Annotated in this window: 9 protein-coding genes, 4 tRNA genes, 3 rRNA genes and 2 pseudogenes; 15 read left to right on the top strand and 3 right to left on the bottom strand. The window is 45.3% G+C overall.

Annotated elements, in window-relative coordinates; translation table 11 throughout:
- Positions 1-27: 27 nt before the first annotated feature.
- A complete protein-coding gene (locus tag H0G69_RS06330) occupies positions 28-342 on the bottom strand; it encodes a hypothetical protein (protein WP_180304460.1) in 315 nt (104 codons plus the stop codon).
- A gap of 644 nt (positions 343-986) precedes the next feature.
- Between H0G69_RS06330 and H0G69_RS06325 the strand changes: the two genes are divergently transcribed.
- Both H0G69_RS06325 and H0G69_RS06320 read left to right on the top strand, forming a co-directional pair.
- Complete coding sequence (locus tag H0G69_RS06325) at positions 987-1,139, top strand: hypothetical protein (protein ID WP_160248879.1); 153 nt, start codon at positions 987-989, stop codon at positions 1,137-1,139.
- Positions 1,140-1,700: 561 nt separating this feature from the next.
- Positions 1,701-2,135, top strand: a complete 435-nt coding sequence (locus H0G69_RS06320; protein ID WP_180304459.1) for a DUF2325 domain-containing protein — start codon at positions 1,701-1,703, stop codon at positions 2,133-2,135.
- Positions 2,136-2,407: 272 nt separating this feature from the next.
- Here H0G69_RS06320 and H0G69_RS06315 read toward each other — a convergent pair whose 3' ends face one another.
- Complete coding sequence (locus H0G69_RS06315) at positions 2,408-2,875, bottom strand: pyridoxamine 5'-phosphate oxidase family protein (protein WP_180304458.1); 468 nt, start codon at positions 2,873-2,875, stop codon at positions 2,408-2,410.
- Positions 2,876-3,169: 294 nt separating this feature from the next.
- Between H0G69_RS06315 and H0G69_RS06310 the strand changes: the two genes are divergently transcribed.
- The 4 genes from H0G69_RS06310 (at position 3,170) to H0G69_RS06295 (ending at position 6,621) form a co-directional block, all read left to right on the top strand.
- On the top strand, positions 3,170-4,570 hold the full coding sequence (locus H0G69_RS06310) for a DHA2 family efflux MFS transporter permease subunit (RefSeq protein ID WP_048345364.1): 1,401 nt from the start codon (positions 3,170-3,172) through the stop codon (positions 4,568-4,570).
- Between the two features lie 193 nt (positions 4,571-4,763).
- Entirely contained in the window at positions 4,764-5,300 is a 537-nt protein-coding gene (locus H0G69_RS06305) for a phenolic acid decarboxylase (RefSeq protein ID WP_034540553.1), read from the top strand.
- Positions 5,301-5,348: 48 nt separating this feature from the next.
- Positions 5,349-5,882 (top strand): PadR family transcriptional regulator, encoded by a 534-nt coding sequence (locus H0G69_RS06300; protein ID WP_180304457.1) that lies wholly within the window; start codon positions 5,349-5,351, stop codon positions 5,880-5,882.
- Positions 5,883-6,060: 178 nt separating this feature from the next.
- On the top strand, positions 6,061-6,621 hold the full coding sequence (locus H0G69_RS06295) for a hypothetical protein (protein WP_180304456.1): 561 nt from the start codon (positions 6,061-6,063) through the stop codon (positions 6,619-6,621).
- 49 nt (positions 6,622-6,670) lie between these two features.
- On the opposite strand, the gene H0G69_RS06290 is transcribed toward H0G69_RS06295, so the two are convergent.
- The gene (locus H0G69_RS06290; protein ID WP_180304455.1) at positions 6,671-8,317 is read right to left on the bottom strand and encodes a phosphoenolpyruvate carboxykinase (ATP); all 1,647 of its coding nucleotides are present in this window, start codon (positions 8,315-8,317) and stop codon (positions 6,671-6,673) included.
- Between the two features lie 169 nt (positions 8,318-8,486).
- Between H0G69_RS06290 and H0G69_RS06285 the strand changes: the two are divergent.
- The 9 genes and pseudogenes from H0G69_RS06285 to H0G69_RS06245 form a co-directional block, all read left to right on the top strand.
- A pseudogene (locus H0G69_RS06285) lies at positions 8,487-9,011 on the top strand (aryl-sulfate sulfotransferase); the annotation flags it as partial.
- An 887-nt stretch (positions 9,012-9,898) separates the two neighbouring features.
- A 16S ribosomal RNA gene (locus H0G69_RS06280) occupies positions 9,899-11,475 on the top strand.
- Between the two features lie 91 nt (positions 11,476-11,566).
- Positions 11,567-11,640, top strand: a tRNA-Ile gene (locus H0G69_RS06275).
- 5 nt (positions 11,641-11,645) lie between these two features.
- Positions 11,646-11,718: transfer RNA gene (locus H0G69_RS06270), tRNA-Ala, on the top strand.
- 150 nt (positions 11,719-11,868) lie between these two features.
- Positions 11,869-14,790, top strand: a 23S ribosomal RNA gene (locus H0G69_RS06265).
- An 84-nt stretch (positions 14,791-14,874) separates the two neighbouring features.
- A 5S ribosomal RNA gene (gene rrf / locus H0G69_RS06260) occupies positions 14,875-14,991 on the top strand.
- The 16S, 23S and 5S rRNA genes sit together here with 4 tRNA genes alongside, the layout of an rRNA operon.
- A 5-nt stretch (positions 14,992-14,996) precedes the next feature.
- Positions 14,997-15,069, top strand: a tRNA-Val gene (locus tag H0G69_RS06255).
- An 11-nt stretch (positions 15,070-15,080) separates the two neighbouring features.
- Positions 15,081-15,152 (top strand) — tRNA-Gln (locus H0G69_RS06250).
- A 724-nt stretch (positions 15,153-15,876) separates the two neighbouring features.
- Positions 15,877-16,699, top strand: a pseudogene (locus H0G69_RS06245) (oxidoreductase).
- Positions 16,700-16,942: the final 243 nt, after the last annotated feature.

Below are 16,942 nucleotides of genomic sequence, written 5' to 3'. Positions count from 1 at the left end.
GACCTCCCAATAGTTCAGCTTTTAACGTCATTCAGATTTTGGACGATTTAATTTCCTGAGCTCTTTAATGATTTCATCGTTTTGGCGAATCAGAATAGTATTCTGCATCTTAATCACATCCAACTCATGATATAGGGTCTTGGTATCATTGCTAGTGAAAGATGGTGCAGACATGATGAAGTTTTCACTGAAGCCGATCTGGTTAAGCATGTCGCGATACTTTGGGTCAACATCTTGAAGAAAGTTTTCGTTAATATACTTTTCACCATACTTCTCAAAGCCATTCTGCTTAGGCTTATCTGGGTCTGGTTTGTTCCAAAAAGCCAAATTAATCATCTCCATATTTAGAAACTTTACTAATTTTAATTATAAATGATTGTATATGATTAGATAGGCTTATTTTAAAATACGTATCTAGGTACGATCAAAATAAAGAATGCCTTTATATCAGTATTTTTCTGTCTGCAAAAGATAGACTTGTGAAGTAGTCACTGGGTAGCCATTAGGTAGCAAAAATGTGAAAGTATAGTGATACAATATTGAATGTATTTACTAACTTAGATAAAAATGAAATAGGTAGTGACATGGTATTAACACCATTATGGGATGTTAGTGAATGCCACCATTAATTCCGTGAACGTACTGGTAAGTCCGCTCGTATTCCTGAACGTCGTCGCGACGTTAAGTAGTCGAGTGTCGACCAAAACCCTTGCTGTGCAAGGGTTTTTCTTTTTGCCTAATTTTTAAAATGCCAATTGAGTTTGTGAATTTTTGCCAATTATTTGCTTGTGGTAGCAAAATGGTAGCAAACTGGTCACAAATTTTCCAATTGATCACGATTTTTCACAATTGCTTCGTGAGTAACGTGTGTGTAGATTTCCTGAGTAACTCGACTATTAGAGTGTAAGCACACAGTAACAACACGTATTCCAACCGCCATACGGACCTCCTATACTTGAGGAAACTCATATAGGAGGCCTTTTTGGATGGCTCAAAATGAAATCGTTGAAGTCAGCGCCGCTTCAAACGATCGCAAGACTAATCGGCGCGTATTAGTAGCATCACTTTCAATTCAGAAGGTACGGCTCAACATCTATCAAGATGCTGGGTCTGCTAATACGGCTGTCAGCCAAGCTTAAGAGCAAACAAAAAAGCCCACAGCATGATACTGTGAGCTAATAAAAGAGCGCCCTTTTGAGGAGCGCCCAGCCGGCTTGTAAGTTAGGAAGCACTCACTGCACACGGCTTAGTATTTATCACAAAGTCATTATAACATACTCTGATTACGTTACATTAATAAAGCACACATGAGCAGGCTTAGGAAACCTAACTTGTGCTGAAAGGAGACAACTCCCAATGTGGCATTTGTGCTTAGTATTTATCATCGTGCCTAATAAGCACGTTAAAAATTAATTAAGCGACTGTCCAAGTAGCAGTCACCAGCGCTCATCAGTTTGGATACTGATTGGGCGCTTTTTGCTTATCAAAATTCTGGTAATGTAAATGACAAGCAACCGGTACTCAACGATTAGAGGTAGTGATATTATGACGATATCTGCGACTACTCATAAATCGCCATCTTAAACTGCCATAATTGTACATTTTCAAATTGCCATTTCTATACAATTTTTAACTGTCCCTGACATCTTTCACTTGATGGTAAGTATGATGTTCATATTCATATTTCCCAGATGAAAGAAATGCAAGCAAATATTTGGACGGAAAATCGTACTAAGAAGCATCATGCCTTTGACAATCTGATTCAGCAAAAGCTCAAACTGGATCTGCATGGTCAAAAGGTCGGCGTCGCGATTGGCAATGGTCAAAACGGTGAGATGCTCAAAGAAGTCGTGAAAAGCTACCATGGGAATCCCAAGCTCATCGACGCCTTCTCTGGCAAACGCAAGACGCTGCGCAAACAGACCAAGAATCTGGACATGTTGATTTTGGTAACGGCCTATGCCTCGCATCCATCTTCTTGGGTTTTGAATGAAGCCTGCAAGGACTATGGCATTAAGTTTGCCGTCAGTCCCAAGCTGGCCGTTCAATCATTCAGCAAGGCGCTTTACCGGGCTGAGCATCATCTGACGGTCTTTGAGCAGGGAAATCAAGAAGTTGCGTATCCAGTTGCTTAAGCAAAATAGTGCAAAATGAAAATGGCTCCGTCACGAAAATCGTGGTTGAGCCATTTTCTGTCTTTGATGTTCTCGAAGTATTCATGAGCGATGTGAAATGGCAGAGGTAATTTTTACTGGGTTTGAAGTTTTTTGAATATTGCATAATGAGCTGCTAAGACATCTAACCACCCTCCATAATGACATATCTAAATTAAGCATACCAAAACGGCCCTGACGCAAAACTTGCGGCAGGGTCGTGCTGTTTTAGATGAATTTTGAGACAGCCAGCTTTAAAATTCAATTCGCTTCTGGAAAATCGGCTGTTGGCGCAGGTCGTAAATCGAACCGGCAATTGGCGTAATGGCAAATGGTCTTAAAATGCTGCGCCGTTCAGAATGGTTTGCCGAAATCTGCTGCATTTCCGGTCGTGCGGCAAAAATCTGCTCCAGATACTGCTGATCGACTTCAGCTGCCGTGCCGGTTAAGGTGAAGCCAACACTGTCCAGAGTTTCGCTGCCTTTTAAAGCCGTGATCGAGATGCGGGGATGAGCCTTTAAACGCTGATAAAATGGTTTTTGATAGGTCGTTGCAAAAATCAGCCGGTTGCCGTCTAAAACCTCGATATCAGCGACGTTGGTGTGGGGATCGCCATTTTGATCAACCGTGCCAAACACAACGGACTGAAAACTATCGACAATCAGTTTGAGAAATTCATCGCCTGACAGATGGCTGTCTAACATCGGAACTGGTTTGCGCATTGTGATACCTGCTTTCTTTTATATTTTTGTGTTAATTGTAATTAAAAACATTACATTTGTATATGATCAACTGCAGCAAATCGTATCAAAGTTTCTTGATAAAAGCGCAAGACAGGTGATTTTAGAAAAAATTTGCCATTTACAAAAAAAGTACTTACGAAACCGAGGCAATTTTTGCTAGAATGGCAAACATGCTGATTAAGATTAAGAGTTAGCGTTAATTGAATACATCAAATTAAGTCTGCTTGCTGTTTGGTCTTTAATCAAGTCAATTTGATTAAAGGAGCAAAATATATGCAAAATTTTTCTGAACCTGCTTTTCGCGTCAAACACCCTGGCTTGACGATGGCCAGTTTGCTTTTGGGGGCTTTTGTCGGCATGTTTAGTGAAACTTCATTAAACATCGCGCTGCCAAAGCTGATGATTGTCTTTCATACCAGTACGGCCGTTTTACAATGGCTGGTAACTGGCTACATGCTGGTTATTGGGATTGTCTTGCCGCTGTCCAGTTTGATTGCCAAGTGGTTTACAACTCGCCAGATTGTGATTTTTGCCCTGCTGGATTTTATTATCGGTGCGGCAATTTCAGCACTGGCGCCTAACTTTGCGGTTCTGTTGGCGGGTCGAATGATTCAAGGGATTGGAACCGGTCTGATTCTGCCACTGATGTTTACGATTGTGATGCAGATTTTCCCGCCTAAAAAGATTGGCAGTATTATGGGCATCTGTGCTTTGGTAATCATGTTTGCCCCGGCAATTGGGCCAACTTTGACTGGTTTGATTCTGGCCAAGCTTTCCTGGCGCTGGATCTTTTGGTCATTTGAAATTTTCTTGGTCATCGCCTTATGCCTGGCCGTAACTGCTTTGGAAAATATTGGTCAGCCAACGCGTCCTCACATTGATCTGCTTTCAATCATTGAATCCGTGCTTGGCTTTTCTGGTCTGGTAATTGGCGCGAGCCTGTCCAGTCTGGATGGCTGGGGTTCTTGGCCAGTCTTAGGCTCGTTTGCGGTTGGGATTTTGGTATTGATTGCCTATGTGATTCGTCAGCTGAAACTAGAAACACCGATCTTAAATCTGCGCGTTTTCAAAGTTAAGGCATTTACAATTGGCGCTGTATTGGTCATGCTTGATTTTGGTATTATTCTTTCGGCCATGTATCTGATGCCAATGTATCTGCAAAATGGCTTACTGTTGGCCGTTGCCTTAACTGGGATCGTCATGTTGCCAGGTGGTCTGGTAAATGCTTTGGTTTCCGCGTTTGCTGGACGGATGTATGATTCAATTGGGGCCAAGCGTCCAGTCATGATTGGTTTTGTGATTGCCATCGTCGGGATCGTCATGCTGCTTTTGACGACTGATCATTCTGCAGTTGCATACGTAATTGCGGCTCACGTGATCTTGATGATTGGCTGTCCATTAGCAATGTCACCAGCGCAGACTAGTGCTCTAAACGCATTGCGGGGACCAGCCTCCAGTGATGGCAGTACGATTTTGAATACGATGCAGCAAATCGTTGGGGCATTGGCAACTGCTCTGGCTACCAGTTTCTTGGAATTAGGCCGGCATGCGGCAGCTGGCAGTCAAGCGATGCGTTTTACGTCCGGGGTACACACGGGACTTTACTTTACGCTGGCTTTGGCAATTATCGCGCTGATCGTATCGTTTGCCTTGCCCAAACAAAGTGAGGATTAATCGTGTTATTAAGCCTTTAAAATAAATCCCAAAAATTTTTAATAGACCCTCATTCTCAAAATTATCTTTGGGAATGGGGGTCAAATTATTTTAACCATCAATATTTGACGATAACGACATAAAGTGATATTCTATTTTATGTTGATAACGACATTTATGAAAGGCGGAAATAATTATGGCAAACTTAAATCATATGGACAAACAATTCAAAACGCTGGATGACTTCTTGGGAACGCATTTCATCTATACGTATGACAATGGCTGGGAATACGAATGGTATGCTAAAAATGATCACACGGTTGACTATCGGATTCATGGCGGAATGGTTGCCGGACGTTGGGTTAAGGATCAGCCAGCGCACATTCATCAATTAACTGAAGGAATTTACAAGATTGCGTGGACCGAGCCAACGGGAACTGATGTCGCATTGGATTTCGTTCCTAATGAACATAAGCTTAACGGTACGATTTTCTTTCCAAAATGGGTACAGGAACATCCAGAAATTACGGTTTGCTTCCAAAATGAACACATTGATTTAATGCATGAATCGCGTGAAAAGTATGAAACCTATCCAAAATTAGTGGTTCCAGAGTTTGCAACGATTACCTACATGGGTGATGCTGGTCAGGATAATGAAGAAGTCATCAATGAAGCCCCTTATGCTGGCATGACTGATGATATTCGCAATGGCCGCTTCTTTGATGAAAATTACCATCGTCTGGCTAAGTAGCTTGTTATATAATGTTTTGCAGAATCAGATAAGGAAGGATGCTGCAAAATGCCGCAAAAAAGGATACTGCCCTACGTTATTATGGGGATCCTGCTCAATAAAGACTGTACTGGAAAGCAGATTATGGATGAGTTTCGTTTTGATATTGGGGAATTTTGGCAATCATCACATAGTCAGGTTTATCCAGAGCTAAAGCGTATGGAACAAGATCGTTGGATTGAAAGCTACTCAAAAGAAGATAATGATAAAGAGATACACTACCATTTAACGGCTTATGGTCATGAAATTATTAATGACTGGTTGATGGAACCCGTTGATAAGCTGCCGGTATCCAAAGACCTATTTTCTTTAAAGACTTTTTTCATTAATGATCGTAATGATCCAAGACTGAAAAAATTGTTTAGGCACCAAATCCAACTGGTTAGCAACAGCCTTAATCATCTGCGCGAGCGTCGACAAGCATTATTCAGCAGTCAAAAACAGATTGATCAGCATTATGGCCATTACTTGATTTTAGCCCGGGCGATCAGTCGCCAAGAAAATCAATTGGCCTGGCTGGAAGATAAAATTAATAATCGATAACGACTTTGAGAAAAGCAATCCCGCTATACCAGCTTTTGGGAAACTGGTGGCGTGCGATTGCTTTTTATATTATGCTACGTAAATTCGGAACTTTTCTCCCTAAAAATGCATTTCCGCTTAAACCGTCTAAAGCATTTATAAGGACACTGATAGATGATTTGAGAAAGGAAGCCGGAAAATGAGAAAAAAGCTCCAACAACTTGGTCCCCAAATGCGACACGTGTTCATCGGCCGGTTTGAGCGCGTTGGCTATAAAAAAAGCTACCGTTACTGTCGGCCAACGCTTTTGCTCACCCACGTTGCTTTAGCCGAAACTGGAGAACTGATTACTGATCATTTATGGCTCAATTATACGAAAGGCTTTTTAGATTTAGGCGAACTGTTAACTGGTGACCTGCTGCGATTCAACGGTCGAGTTGCCAGCTACGTCAAAGGTTATTTTGGCACGTCGCAAAAACTTGACTACAAGGTAGAGCGGCCCTCGCAAGTTGCGCTGCAGGCCAAAATTGAGGGACCACGCCGCTTGCTGCCTGACACTGCTACCAAATTCGGTCGTCAAGCACTGATTGGCTACATTATGGAACGGGAGCGCGCGTTTTACGAGGCCAGCTGTCGTCCGATTGATCCGTACTATATTGAGCAGTATCGAGTCTGGCTGGCCAATCATGTTATGAAAAATGCGCAAAACTATGATAGTGTCTTGCAAAAACAACTTACTGTAGCATCTAAAAAGCACTGAGCCGCATTAAGCAGTTCAGCGCTTGGAGATCAAGGTTGTCAGTATTTGATTAGTTTAGGGCGTTGATTAAGTTGTCCAGACTGGTCAGAATTTCAGCTGGCAGTTTTTCGCCCGTGTGCTGAGCTTCATAGTTCTTAACCCAGTCGCGCCGGATTTCAAAACGCGTCTTGAGCTTGGTTACGTATTCAGCATCATTAAAGTCAACTGGATAGCCGTCGTAAGCAATGTATTCCATGTTGGCCAGCTCGCCAAATGGCTTAAAGGCGGCCTGGTTTTGGGCAATGTCTTCCAAAGCCTTCAAGGTCAGTTCTTTAGGGATGTCCAAGCCGTTAAAGTTGGCGGTATTGACGATGTAGCAGTCAACGTGGCGTTCTTCAAACAGCGCCTTAAAGTCTTGATAGTCCTCGCTTAATGGGTAGGCGCGGAATGGGTCGGCAAATGGTTCGATAACCAAAGCGTTGCGGTCAGCGCCCACCACGTTTTCAGCTGTGGAGCGCTTGGTAGCCAGCGTCAGACCAAACGTAGCCGCGGTAACGGGATCGGTCAGTTTAACGACTGGTGGCAGACTGTCATCTTTCATAATCCAAAAGACGGCATTGATTGGGGCAATTTCGCGATCCACCCGGTTGGTAGAAGCATAGCGCGTCTTAATGGTCCGTCCATTGCCGTTACGCAGATCCTGGGTTACCAGTACTTTTTGGCCGGCTTCGTTAAGCGTGACGCCAACGTTCATCACCGTAGTAAAGTACTGCATTTCGCGGCTGCCCGGCAGATAGTCGTTGGTCTTGTCAAAGTAGGCCGGTTCAAGAGCCGTGGAGCTGCCGTCTTCACGATTGATTACAAACGCATCGTCATGCAGCACGGTAATATCAAACTTGCCACCATGCTTGGCGTGCGTCAGCGTAGACTTGCCCGAACCAGAAAGTCCATAGAAGGCAAACGTCTGATCATCACGGTCGCTGAAGTGGAAAGTCTTTTCGCCGCCGTGACAAGCAGTAAAACCATGCCGGTGCGCGGTTGCCCAGGCCAGCGTCAAAGTGGACTTCTTAAGCTCGCCAAAGTAGCGCAGACCCAAGACTGCCGCTGCATTGTGCTGAGCATCGATGACAACCAGCCCATGTGGATAGTCGGGACTGCTCCAGTATGGGTCGCAGTACAGATAGATGTCGCCTTCATCATAGGCCCGTGAATCGGCATAGCGCTTCAGCCAGTTTTCGGTAGCTGTTTGGAAGTTGAGCATGTAAGAAAGCAGATTAACCTCAAATCCTTCTGCTAGTGCCAGATGCGCCTTTACCATAAAGTCTTCATCCAGCCCCACGATCACGTCCGTCGTGTAAAAGTCGCGTTCGTGGCCTTCATAGATAGCTTCACGCAGGACGCCATCGATTTTTTCGGCATCAACGTCTGGAGAACCGATCAAACGCCGTGCTGCCGCGGTCCGGCCCACGATCTGACCATGGTTGTCGACCAGCATCTTGGCATCGGCTGGCAGTCCCAGTTCTTCGGTATGCTTGATTGGCAGGTCGGTAACGATGGTGTTGGGGTTGCCGGCCGCCAAACGATAAGCAGTCGCGGTATCAGCAATATGCGTCATGTTGTTGGCGTAGAATGCCGATTCAATCGTAGTCCGCGTCCGTGAGAAGATCGGATTGGTCTTAACGATGTCTTTTTCAGAAAATTTTGTTTGAGTACTCATTGAACAGCCACCTTTCTGATAAACTATCGTGATTAAAGTGCTTACATTCCTATTATAATGCAAATATCAGCCAATAATAGATTTAAATTTTGATATTTGTCGAAAAGTTTGATAAATGTCAAAAAACTCTGGAATTGACTATTTTATGAATTTTTTAAAGTTATTGATTAAGATTAACTGGATTTACTCTGGCAAGAGGAAGAGCTCCTGGCCTAAGAAGTACCGCAGCAAACTGCTGACGCCAACCAAGGGTACTAAGATTACTGGTGGTCAGCATGACTTGACGCTGCTCAGTGATAAGAACGGCAAGCTCAAGGTCCTGCTTTATGACAACAATATTGACGTTACGAATGGTGATTCCAAGACGTCTGGCAAGTACTCGCAGGCGGTTCAATACACGATCGACACCAAGAAGATGACGATCAAGCAGACCTGGTCATATGGTAAGAGTCTAGGAAAGGCCAACTTCACGCGGGTAATCGGTTCAGCGCAGCGTTTGAGCAATGGCAATACCTTGATTGACTTTGGCTACAAGAACGATGGCAGCCAAAGCAACATTATCGAAGTTGACAGTAACAATAATCAGGTATTCAATTTGACGATCAGTTCGTCCAAGACAGATTGGACATATGTCTACCGTGCATTACGCGTCAAATTTACGCCATCTAATTTTGTATTTGATGCAACTAAATAGTTTTACGCTCAGTTACAAAGAAGCGTTGGCATTTTTGTCGGCGCTTTTTCTATTTTTAGTTTAAGAGTTATCAGTGATTTTGGTGACAATAAGCAGACTGATTAGTTAAAAGGATGGATGGCTGATTTTGGGAATAGCAAATCGAGCCTGCACTCGGAAAATTTTTAAAATGGATTGTTATCATGATTATTCGCAAAAGTCGTTGATTGGCTTGGACTGCGTCATGACTATGTAGTCGCTTGTAATAGTTTATGAATTGATGTAATAACGGTTTCCTTAGGCTGCGTTGTTTTGGAAGTCTCGCGAGATAGTGGAGATTTTAGCTATCATAATCTGATTAATCGCTAAAAATAAAACTTTTCTGCTGTTTGGTGCTCTATCAGATGCTTGCTTGCGTGTCAAAGCCGACAATGGTATTTAATCTGTTGAGATAATCGCAAATTTTGCGGTTAATAAACTAACGATCAATATGGATTAACTTTACTGCTAAAATTCGTATTTTTATGAACGATAATTAAGTCAGGAGATCCAATATTCATAGTTTGAAAAATAATTGAAAAACTTTTGATAAGCCGTTGACATATGATCGTAATCTTTGTATATTAGATAACGTTGTCGCGGCGATGAGTTGCTGATTGCTTGAAATCACAGGTTTTTCGCTAGAACGTCAAGAAATGTTTTAAAAAAGTTCTTGACTTTAAAACGACGATTTGTTAAACTAATAAAGTTGCTTGCTTAAAACGAGCGGGCAACGGTAGACCTTTGAAAACTGAATACAGTTTCGACGAACACAAATGTGCAGGGTCATCAATCATTACGATTGGTGCAAAAACATTTGCGAAGTCAATTCGCTTAATTTAAATTTGAGCTTTTCAAGTTCTTATATTTTATATGAGAGTTTGATCCTGGCTCAGGATGAACGCCGGCGGTGTGCCTAATACATGCAAGTCGAACGCGTTGGCCCAACTGATTGAACGTGCTTGCACGGACTTGACGTTGGTTTACCAGCGAGTGGCGGACGGGTGAGTAACACGTAGGTAACCTGCCCCAAAGTGGGGGATAACATTTGGAAACAGATGCTAATACCGCATAACAGTTTGAATCGCATGATTCAAATTTAAAAGATGGCTTCGGCTATCACTTTGGGATGGACCTGCGGCGCATTAGCTTGTTGGTAGGGTAACGGCCTACCAAGGCTGTGATGCGTAGCCGAGTTGAGAGACTGATCGGCCACAATGGAACTGAGACACGGTCCATACTCCTACGGGAGGCAGCAGTAGGGAATCTTCCACAATGGGCGCAAGCCTGATGGAGCAACACCGCGTGAGTGAAGAAGGGTTTCGGCTCGTAAAGCTCTGTTGTTAGAGAAGAACGTGCGTGAGAGTAACTGTTCACGCAGTGACGGTATCTAACCAGAAAGTCACGGCTAACTACGTGCCAGCAGCCGCGGTAATACGTAGGTGGCAAGCGTTATCCGGATTTATTGGGCGTAAAGCGAGCGCAGGCGGTTTGATAAGTCTGATGTGAAAGCCTTTGGCTTAACCAAAGAAGTGCATCGGAAACTGTCAGACTTGAGTGCAGAAGAGGACAGTGGAACTCCATGTGTAGCGGTGGAATGCGTAGATATATGGAAGAACACCAGTGGCGAAGGCGGCTGTCTGGTCTGCAACTGACGCTGAGGCTCGAAAGCATGGGTAGCGAACAGGATTAGATACCCTGGTAGTCCATGCCGTAAACGATGAGTGCTAGGTGTTGGAGGGTTTCCGCCCTTCAGTGCCGCAGCTAACGCATTAAGCACTCCGCCTGGGGAGTACGACCGCAAGGTTGAAACTCAAAGGAATTGACGGGGGCCCGCACAAGCGGTGGAGCATGTGGTTTAATTCGAAGCTACGCGAAGAACCTTACCAGGTCTTGACATCTTGCGCCAACCCTAGAGATAGGGCGTTTCCTTCGGGAACGCAATGACAGGTGGTGCATGGTCGTCGTCAGCTCGTGTCGTGAGATGTTGGGTTAAGTCCCGCAACGAGCGCAACCCTTGTTACTAGTTGCCAGCATTCAGTTGGGCACTCTAGTGAGACTGCCGGTGACAAACCGGAGGAAGGTGGGGACGACGTCAGATCATCATGCCCCTTATGACCTGGGCTACACACGTGCTACAATGGACGGTACAACGAGTCGCGAACTCGCGAGGGCAAGCTAATCTCTTAAAACCGTTCTCAGTTCGGACTGCAGGCTGCAACTCGCCTGCACGAAGTCGGAATCGCTAGTAATCGCGGATCAGCATGCCGCGGTGAATACGTTCCCGGGCCTTGTACACACCGCCCGTCACACCATGAGAGTTTGCAACACCCAAAGTCGGTGGGGTAACCCTTCGGGGAGCTAGCCGCCTAAGGTGGGGCAGATGATTAGGGTGAAGTCGTAACAAGGTAGCCGTAGGAGAACCTGCGGCTGGATCACCTCCTTTCTAAGGAATTAATCGGAAACCTGCACATTCGTTGAAACTGCGTTCAGTTTTGAGGGGTTTACCACCTCATCTCAATAATCGTTCGCTTGTTGGGTCTATAGCTCAGTTGGTTAGAGCGCACGCCTGATAAGCGTGAGGTCGGTGGTTCGAGTCCACTTAGACCCATATATGGGGAATTAGCTCAGCTGGGAGAGCACCTGCTTTGCAAGCAGGAGGTCATCGGTTCGATCCCGTTATTCTCCATTGCCAGTCGTTTGACTGGTGCTTGTACTTTGAAAACTAAATAATATTTATTTCTTTATTCACAATTAAACCGAGAACACCGCGTTATTTGAGTTTTATTAACGAAATTAATCGCATACTCAATAACTGAGGTGATCGTAAGATCATCAAGGTTAAGTTATGAAGGGCGCATGGTGAATGCCTTGGTACTAGGAGCCGATGAAGGACGGGACTAACACCGATATGCTTCGGGGAGCGGTAAGTACGCTTTGATCCGGAGATTTCCGAATGGGGAAACCCAATCATCTTAGTCGATGATTGCCTGAGCAGTGAATACATAGCTGTCAGGCGGTAGACGCAGTGAACTGAAACATCTAAGTAGCTGCAGGAAGAGAAAGAAAATTCGATTCCCTGAGTAGCGGCGAGCGAAACGGGAAGAGCCCAAACCAACGAGCTTGCTTGTTGGGGTTGTAGGACTGAACATTTGAGTTACCAAAGTGCGACGTAGTTGAAGTCGTTGGGAAGCGACGCCAAAGATGGTGATAGCCCAGTAAGCGAAACGTCACACTCTCAGTTCAGGATCCTGAGTACGGCGGGACACGTGAAACCCCGTCGGAATCCGCGAGGACCATCTCGCAAGGCTAAATACTCCCTAGTGACCGATAGTGAACCAGTACCGTGAGGGAAAGGTGAAAAGCACCCCGGGAGGGGAGTGAAACAGTTCCTGAAACCATGTGCCTACAAGCTGTCGGAGCACATTTACGTGTGACGGCGTGCCTCTTGCAGAATGAACCGGCGAGTCATGATTGCGTGCAAGGTTAAGGTGGAAAAACCGGAGCCGCAGCGAAAGCGAGTCTGAAATGGGCGTACGAAGTACGCAGTTATGTACCCGAAACCAGGTGACCTACCCATGTCCAGGTTGAAGGTGCGGTAAAACGCACTGGAGGACCGAACCCGTATCAGTTGAAAATGGTTGGGATGAGGTGTGGGTAGCGGTGAAATTCCAAACGAACTTGGAGATAGCTGGTTCTCTCCGAAATCTCTTTAGGGGGAGCCTCGAGGTTTAGAATCATGGAGGTAGAGCACTGTTTGGACTAGGGGCCCGTCATGGGTTACTGACTTCAGATAAACTCCGAATGCCATTGATTTTTACTCGGGAGTCACACGGTGAGTGATAAGATCCATCGTGGAAAGGGGAACAGCCCAGATCATCAGCTAAGGTCCCTAAATATATGCTAAGTGGAAAAGGATGTGGAATTGCACAGACAACTAGGATGTTGGCTCAGAAGCAGCCATCATTTAAAGAGTGCGTAATAGCTCACTAGTCGAGTGACTCTGCGCCGAAAATGTACCGGGGCTAAGCATATTACCGAAGCTATGGATGCATCCATTAGGATGCGTGGTAGGAGAGCGTTCCAAGGGCGATGAAGTCAGACCGTAAGGACTGGTGGAGCGCTTGGAAGTGAGAATGCCGGTATGAGTAGCGAAAGACAGGTGAGAATCCTGTCCACCGAATGACTAAGGTTTCCTGGGGAAGGCTCGTCCTCCCAGGGTTAGTCGGGACCTAAGTCGAGGCCGAGAGGCGTAGACGATGGACAACAGGTTGATATTCCTGTACCAGTTGATTGTGCTTGAGTGATGGAGTGACGCAGAAGGCTAAGCGATCCGGACGATTGGAAGTGTCCGGCCAAGCAGCAAGTCAGTTGATGAGTCAAATGCTTATCAGCGGGTTGACAAGCTGTGACGGGGAGCGAAATTATAGTAGCGAAGTCGTTGATGTCACGCTGCCGAGAAAAGCTTCTAGCGAATAATCAACTGCCCGTACCGCAAACCGACACAGGTAGTCGAGGAGAGTATCCTAAGGTGAGCGAGCGAACTCTCGTTAAGGAACTCGGCAAAATGACCCCGTAACTTAGGGAGAAGGGGTGCTGATCGCAAGATCAGCCGCAGTGAAAAGGCCCAGGCGACTGTTTATCAAAAACACAGGTTTCTGCAAAATCGTAAGATGAAGTATAGGGGCTGACGCCTGCCCGGTGCTGGAAGGTTAAAAGGAAGAGTTAGCTTCGGCGAAGCCCTGAATTGAAGCCCCAGTAAACGGCGGCCGTAACTATAACGGTCCTAAGGTAGCGAAATTCCTTGTCGGGTAAGTTCCGACCCGCACGAAAGGCGTAACGATCTGGGCACTGTCTCAACGAGAGACTCGGTGAAATTGAATTGCCTGTGAAGATGCAGGCTACCCGCGACAGGACGGAAAGACCCCATGGAGCTTTACTGTAGCTTGATATTGAGTGCTTGTACTGCTTGTACAGGATAGGTAGGAGCCATAGAAGCCAGGACGCTAGTTTTGGCAGAGGCGTTGGTGGGATACTACCCTTGCATTATGATCACTCTAACCCGCACCACTGATCGTGGTGGGAGACAGTGTCAGGTGGGCAGTTTGACTGGGGCGGTCGCCTCCCAAAAGATAACGGAGGCGCCCAAAGGTTCGCTCAGAATGGTTGGAAATCATTCGCAGAGTGTAAAGGCACAAGCGAGCTTGACTGCGAGACAGACAGGTCGAGCAGGGACGAAAGTCGGGCTTAGTGATCCGGTGGTTCCGCATGGAAGGGCCATCGCTCAACGGATAAAAGCTACCCTGGGGATAACAGGCTTATCTCCCCCAAGAGTCCACATCGACGGGGAGGTTTGGCACCTCGATGTCGGCTCATCGCATCCTGGGGCTGTAGTCGGTCCCAAGGGTTGGGCTGTTCGCCCATTAAAGCGGTACGCGAGCTGGGTTCAGAACGTCGTGAGACAGTTCGGTCCCTATCCGTCGCGGGCGTAGGAAATTTGAGAGGACCTGTCCTTAGTACGAGAGGACCGGGATGGACATACCGCTGGTGTACCAGTTGTTCCGCCAGGAGCATCGCTGGGTAGCTATGTATGGATGAGATAAACGCTGAAAGCATCTAAGCGTGAAACTCGCCTCAAGATGAGATTTCCCATTCCTTATGGAAGTAAGACCCCTCAGAGATGATGAGGTAGATAGGATGGAAGTGGAAGTGCCGCGAGGCATGGAGCGGACCATTACTAATCGGTCGAGGACTTAACCAAGTTTAGGGTGTTTCGATTGAACGTGAGAAGAATAGATATTGTTTAGTTTTGAGAGTGCAAGCTCTCAATCCTGAAAAGGATTAGTGTGGTGATGATGGCTTGAAGGATACACCTGTTCCCATACCGAACACAGAAGTTAAGCTTCAACGCGCCGAAAGTAGTTGGGGGATCGCTCCCTGCGAGGATAGGGCATTGCCATGCATTATGGAGGATTAGCTCAGTTGGGAGAGCATCTGCCTTACAAGCAGAGGGTCACAGGTTCGAGCCCTGTATCCTCCATTTTTATTTATTGGGCTATAGCCAAGTGGTAAGGCAACGGTTTTTGGTACCGTCATGCGCTGGTTCGAACCCAGCTAGCCCAACTGATTAACCGTCAGATGACATTACGTCGTCTGGCGGTTTTTTGTATTATTCACGATAATTGGGTGTGCTTGGCGTGATCTTAATAGAATAGAAAAAATCCTATTTAGTAAAAATACATTCTAAAATAAAAAATTTAAATTATTTTTCTCCAGACGGACTATAGACGGACTATAAAGACGGTAGCGTTTCCTATAATTAAAATAGGCATTCAGAAATGGGAAATAAAGACAATCAAAGAGAATTAAAATCAGATAGTCTTTATTAGGTATGGACCAGAAGTAAATATGTTATTCCTAAAGATTTGTACTACTTTTTTAGTTGATTAATTTAAATTTGTTTTATTATGAGAGATATATTTTATTCTTCATTAAAATTTTTAGCCCAACACATAGAAGAAAATCATTTTTCTATATATTGCGGTCGCACTTTCTCGTAGGGTGCGTGGATTGAAATATTATTGGCTGTCACAATCGTATTTTCATCTGATGTCGCACTCTTTTGCAGGGTGCGTGGATAAAAATTGCTCCCAAGCATTCTGACCCATTAAACAATGTCGATGGCGACTTCAAAATGTACAAAAACGGCAATCTCAAATTGTACAATTATGGCAAAATGAATTGGCACATATTGATAAACTAATGGCGTCTTATGATGTTCATCAATCTAGCCATTTTGGATATACTAAGATCATCAAATACGAGTTAAACAAATGGAGGTTTAATTATGAGCAATAAAGTGATCTTGGTAACGGGTGCTAGCAGCGGAATGGGTTTTGAGACGGCAAAGACTTTAGCACAGCAAGGCAATAAAGTTTATGGTGCCGCGCGTCGGGTTGAAAAAATGGCCGCTTTAAAAGAATATGGGGTAACGCCACTGAAGCTGGATATTACTGATGAGGCATCGAATAAGGCTGCCATTGCAGAAATTAATTATTGCCAAGGAAGGCCGAATTGATGTCTTGATTAACAATGCAGGTTATGGCAGTTACGGCGCGATTGAGGACGTTGATCTGGCAGAGGCCAAGCGCCAATTTGACGTCAACTTGTTTGGCTTGGCAGCTCTGACAAAAAACGTTTTGCCTTACATGCGCGCGCAACACTCAGGTAAAATCATCAATGTATCATCGATGGGTGGCCGCTTGGTATCGTTTATGGGTGGCTGGTATCACGCGACTAAATATGCCGTTGAAGCTTTTAGCGATGCCCTGCGAATGGAAGTAAAGCAGTTTGGCATCGATGTAATTTTGATCGAACCAGGCGGCATCAAGACTGACTGGGGACACATTGCGGCTGATCATCTCGCTGACTCGGCTAAGGGCGGTGCTTATGAAAAGACTGCGCTAAAGGTCGCTGAAGGGATGCACAAGCAATACAATGGCAACATGATGAGCAAGCCTCAGGTAGTCGTTAAGGCAACCGTTAAGGCAGTTAATGCGCGACGCCCTAAGCCACGCTATCTGATTGGGTTCGGGGCTAAGCCATTGGTATTTGCCCACGCCATTTTGCCAACGCGAGTGTTCGAATTTATCATGATGCACGCTTCTTAAATCAAGAAACGTCGCTTCTAAATTAAAGCTTCTTAATCTTGTCTTGATGGAATCTAATAATTTTTAGAATAATGGTTGACATTTATCGTTATGACAAGTATGATGATTACATCAAAATTAGAAATTGCTTAGAAGAGATGAGTAGTCGCGGGCAGCCTTTAAAGAGAACCGGGGTAGGTGAGAGCCGGGATCGTGAAACGCGATGAAGATGGTCTTGGAGCAAGTCGGCGGGCGAGCCGTTTG

The organism is Limosilactobacillus mucosae (genome assembly GCF_013423865.1).
GTDB classification, from domain to species: Bacteria; Bacillota; Bacilli; order Lactobacillales; family Lactobacillaceae; genus Limosilactobacillus; species Limosilactobacillus mucosae.
Note: the sequence above shows the minus strand (reverse complement) of the source record. Positions and strands in the feature narration are given on the sequence as shown.

Bases quoted from the DNA above. Each gene is read 5' to 3' on its own strand.
- H0G69_RS06330 (WP_180304460.1), bottom strand. From the start codon at position 342: ATGGAGATGATTAATTTGGCTTTTTGGAACAAACCAGACCCAGATAAG.
- H0G69_RS06325 (WP_160248879.1), top strand. From the start codon at position 987: ATGGCTCAAAATGAAATCGTTGAAGTCAGCGCCGCTTCAAACGATCGC.
- H0G69_RS06320 (WP_180304459.1), top strand. From the start codon at position 1,701: ATGCAAGCAAATATTTGGACGGAAAATCGTACTAAGAAGCATCATGCC.
- H0G69_RS06315 (WP_180304458.1), bottom strand. From the start codon at position 2,875: ATGCGCAAACCAGTTCCGATGTTAGACAGCCATCTGTCAGGCGATGAA.
- H0G69_RS06310 (WP_048345364.1), top strand. From the start codon at position 3,170: ATGCAAAATTTTTCTGAACCTGCTTTTCGCGTCAAACACCCTGGCTTG.
- H0G69_RS06305 (WP_034540553.1), top strand. From the start codon at position 4,764: ATGGACAAACAATTCAAAACGCTGGATGACTTCTTGGGAACGCATTTC.
- H0G69_RS06300 (WP_180304457.1), top strand. From the start codon at position 5,349: ATGCCGCAAAAAAGGATACTGCCCTACGTTATTATGGGGATCCTGCTC.
- H0G69_RS06295 (WP_180304456.1), top strand. From the start codon at position 6,061: ATGAGAAAAAAGCTCCAACAACTTGGTCCCCAAATGCGACACGTGTTC.
- H0G69_RS06290 (WP_180304455.1), bottom strand. From the start codon at position 8,317: ATGAGTACTCAAACAAAATTTTCTGAAAAAGACATCGTTAAGACCAAT.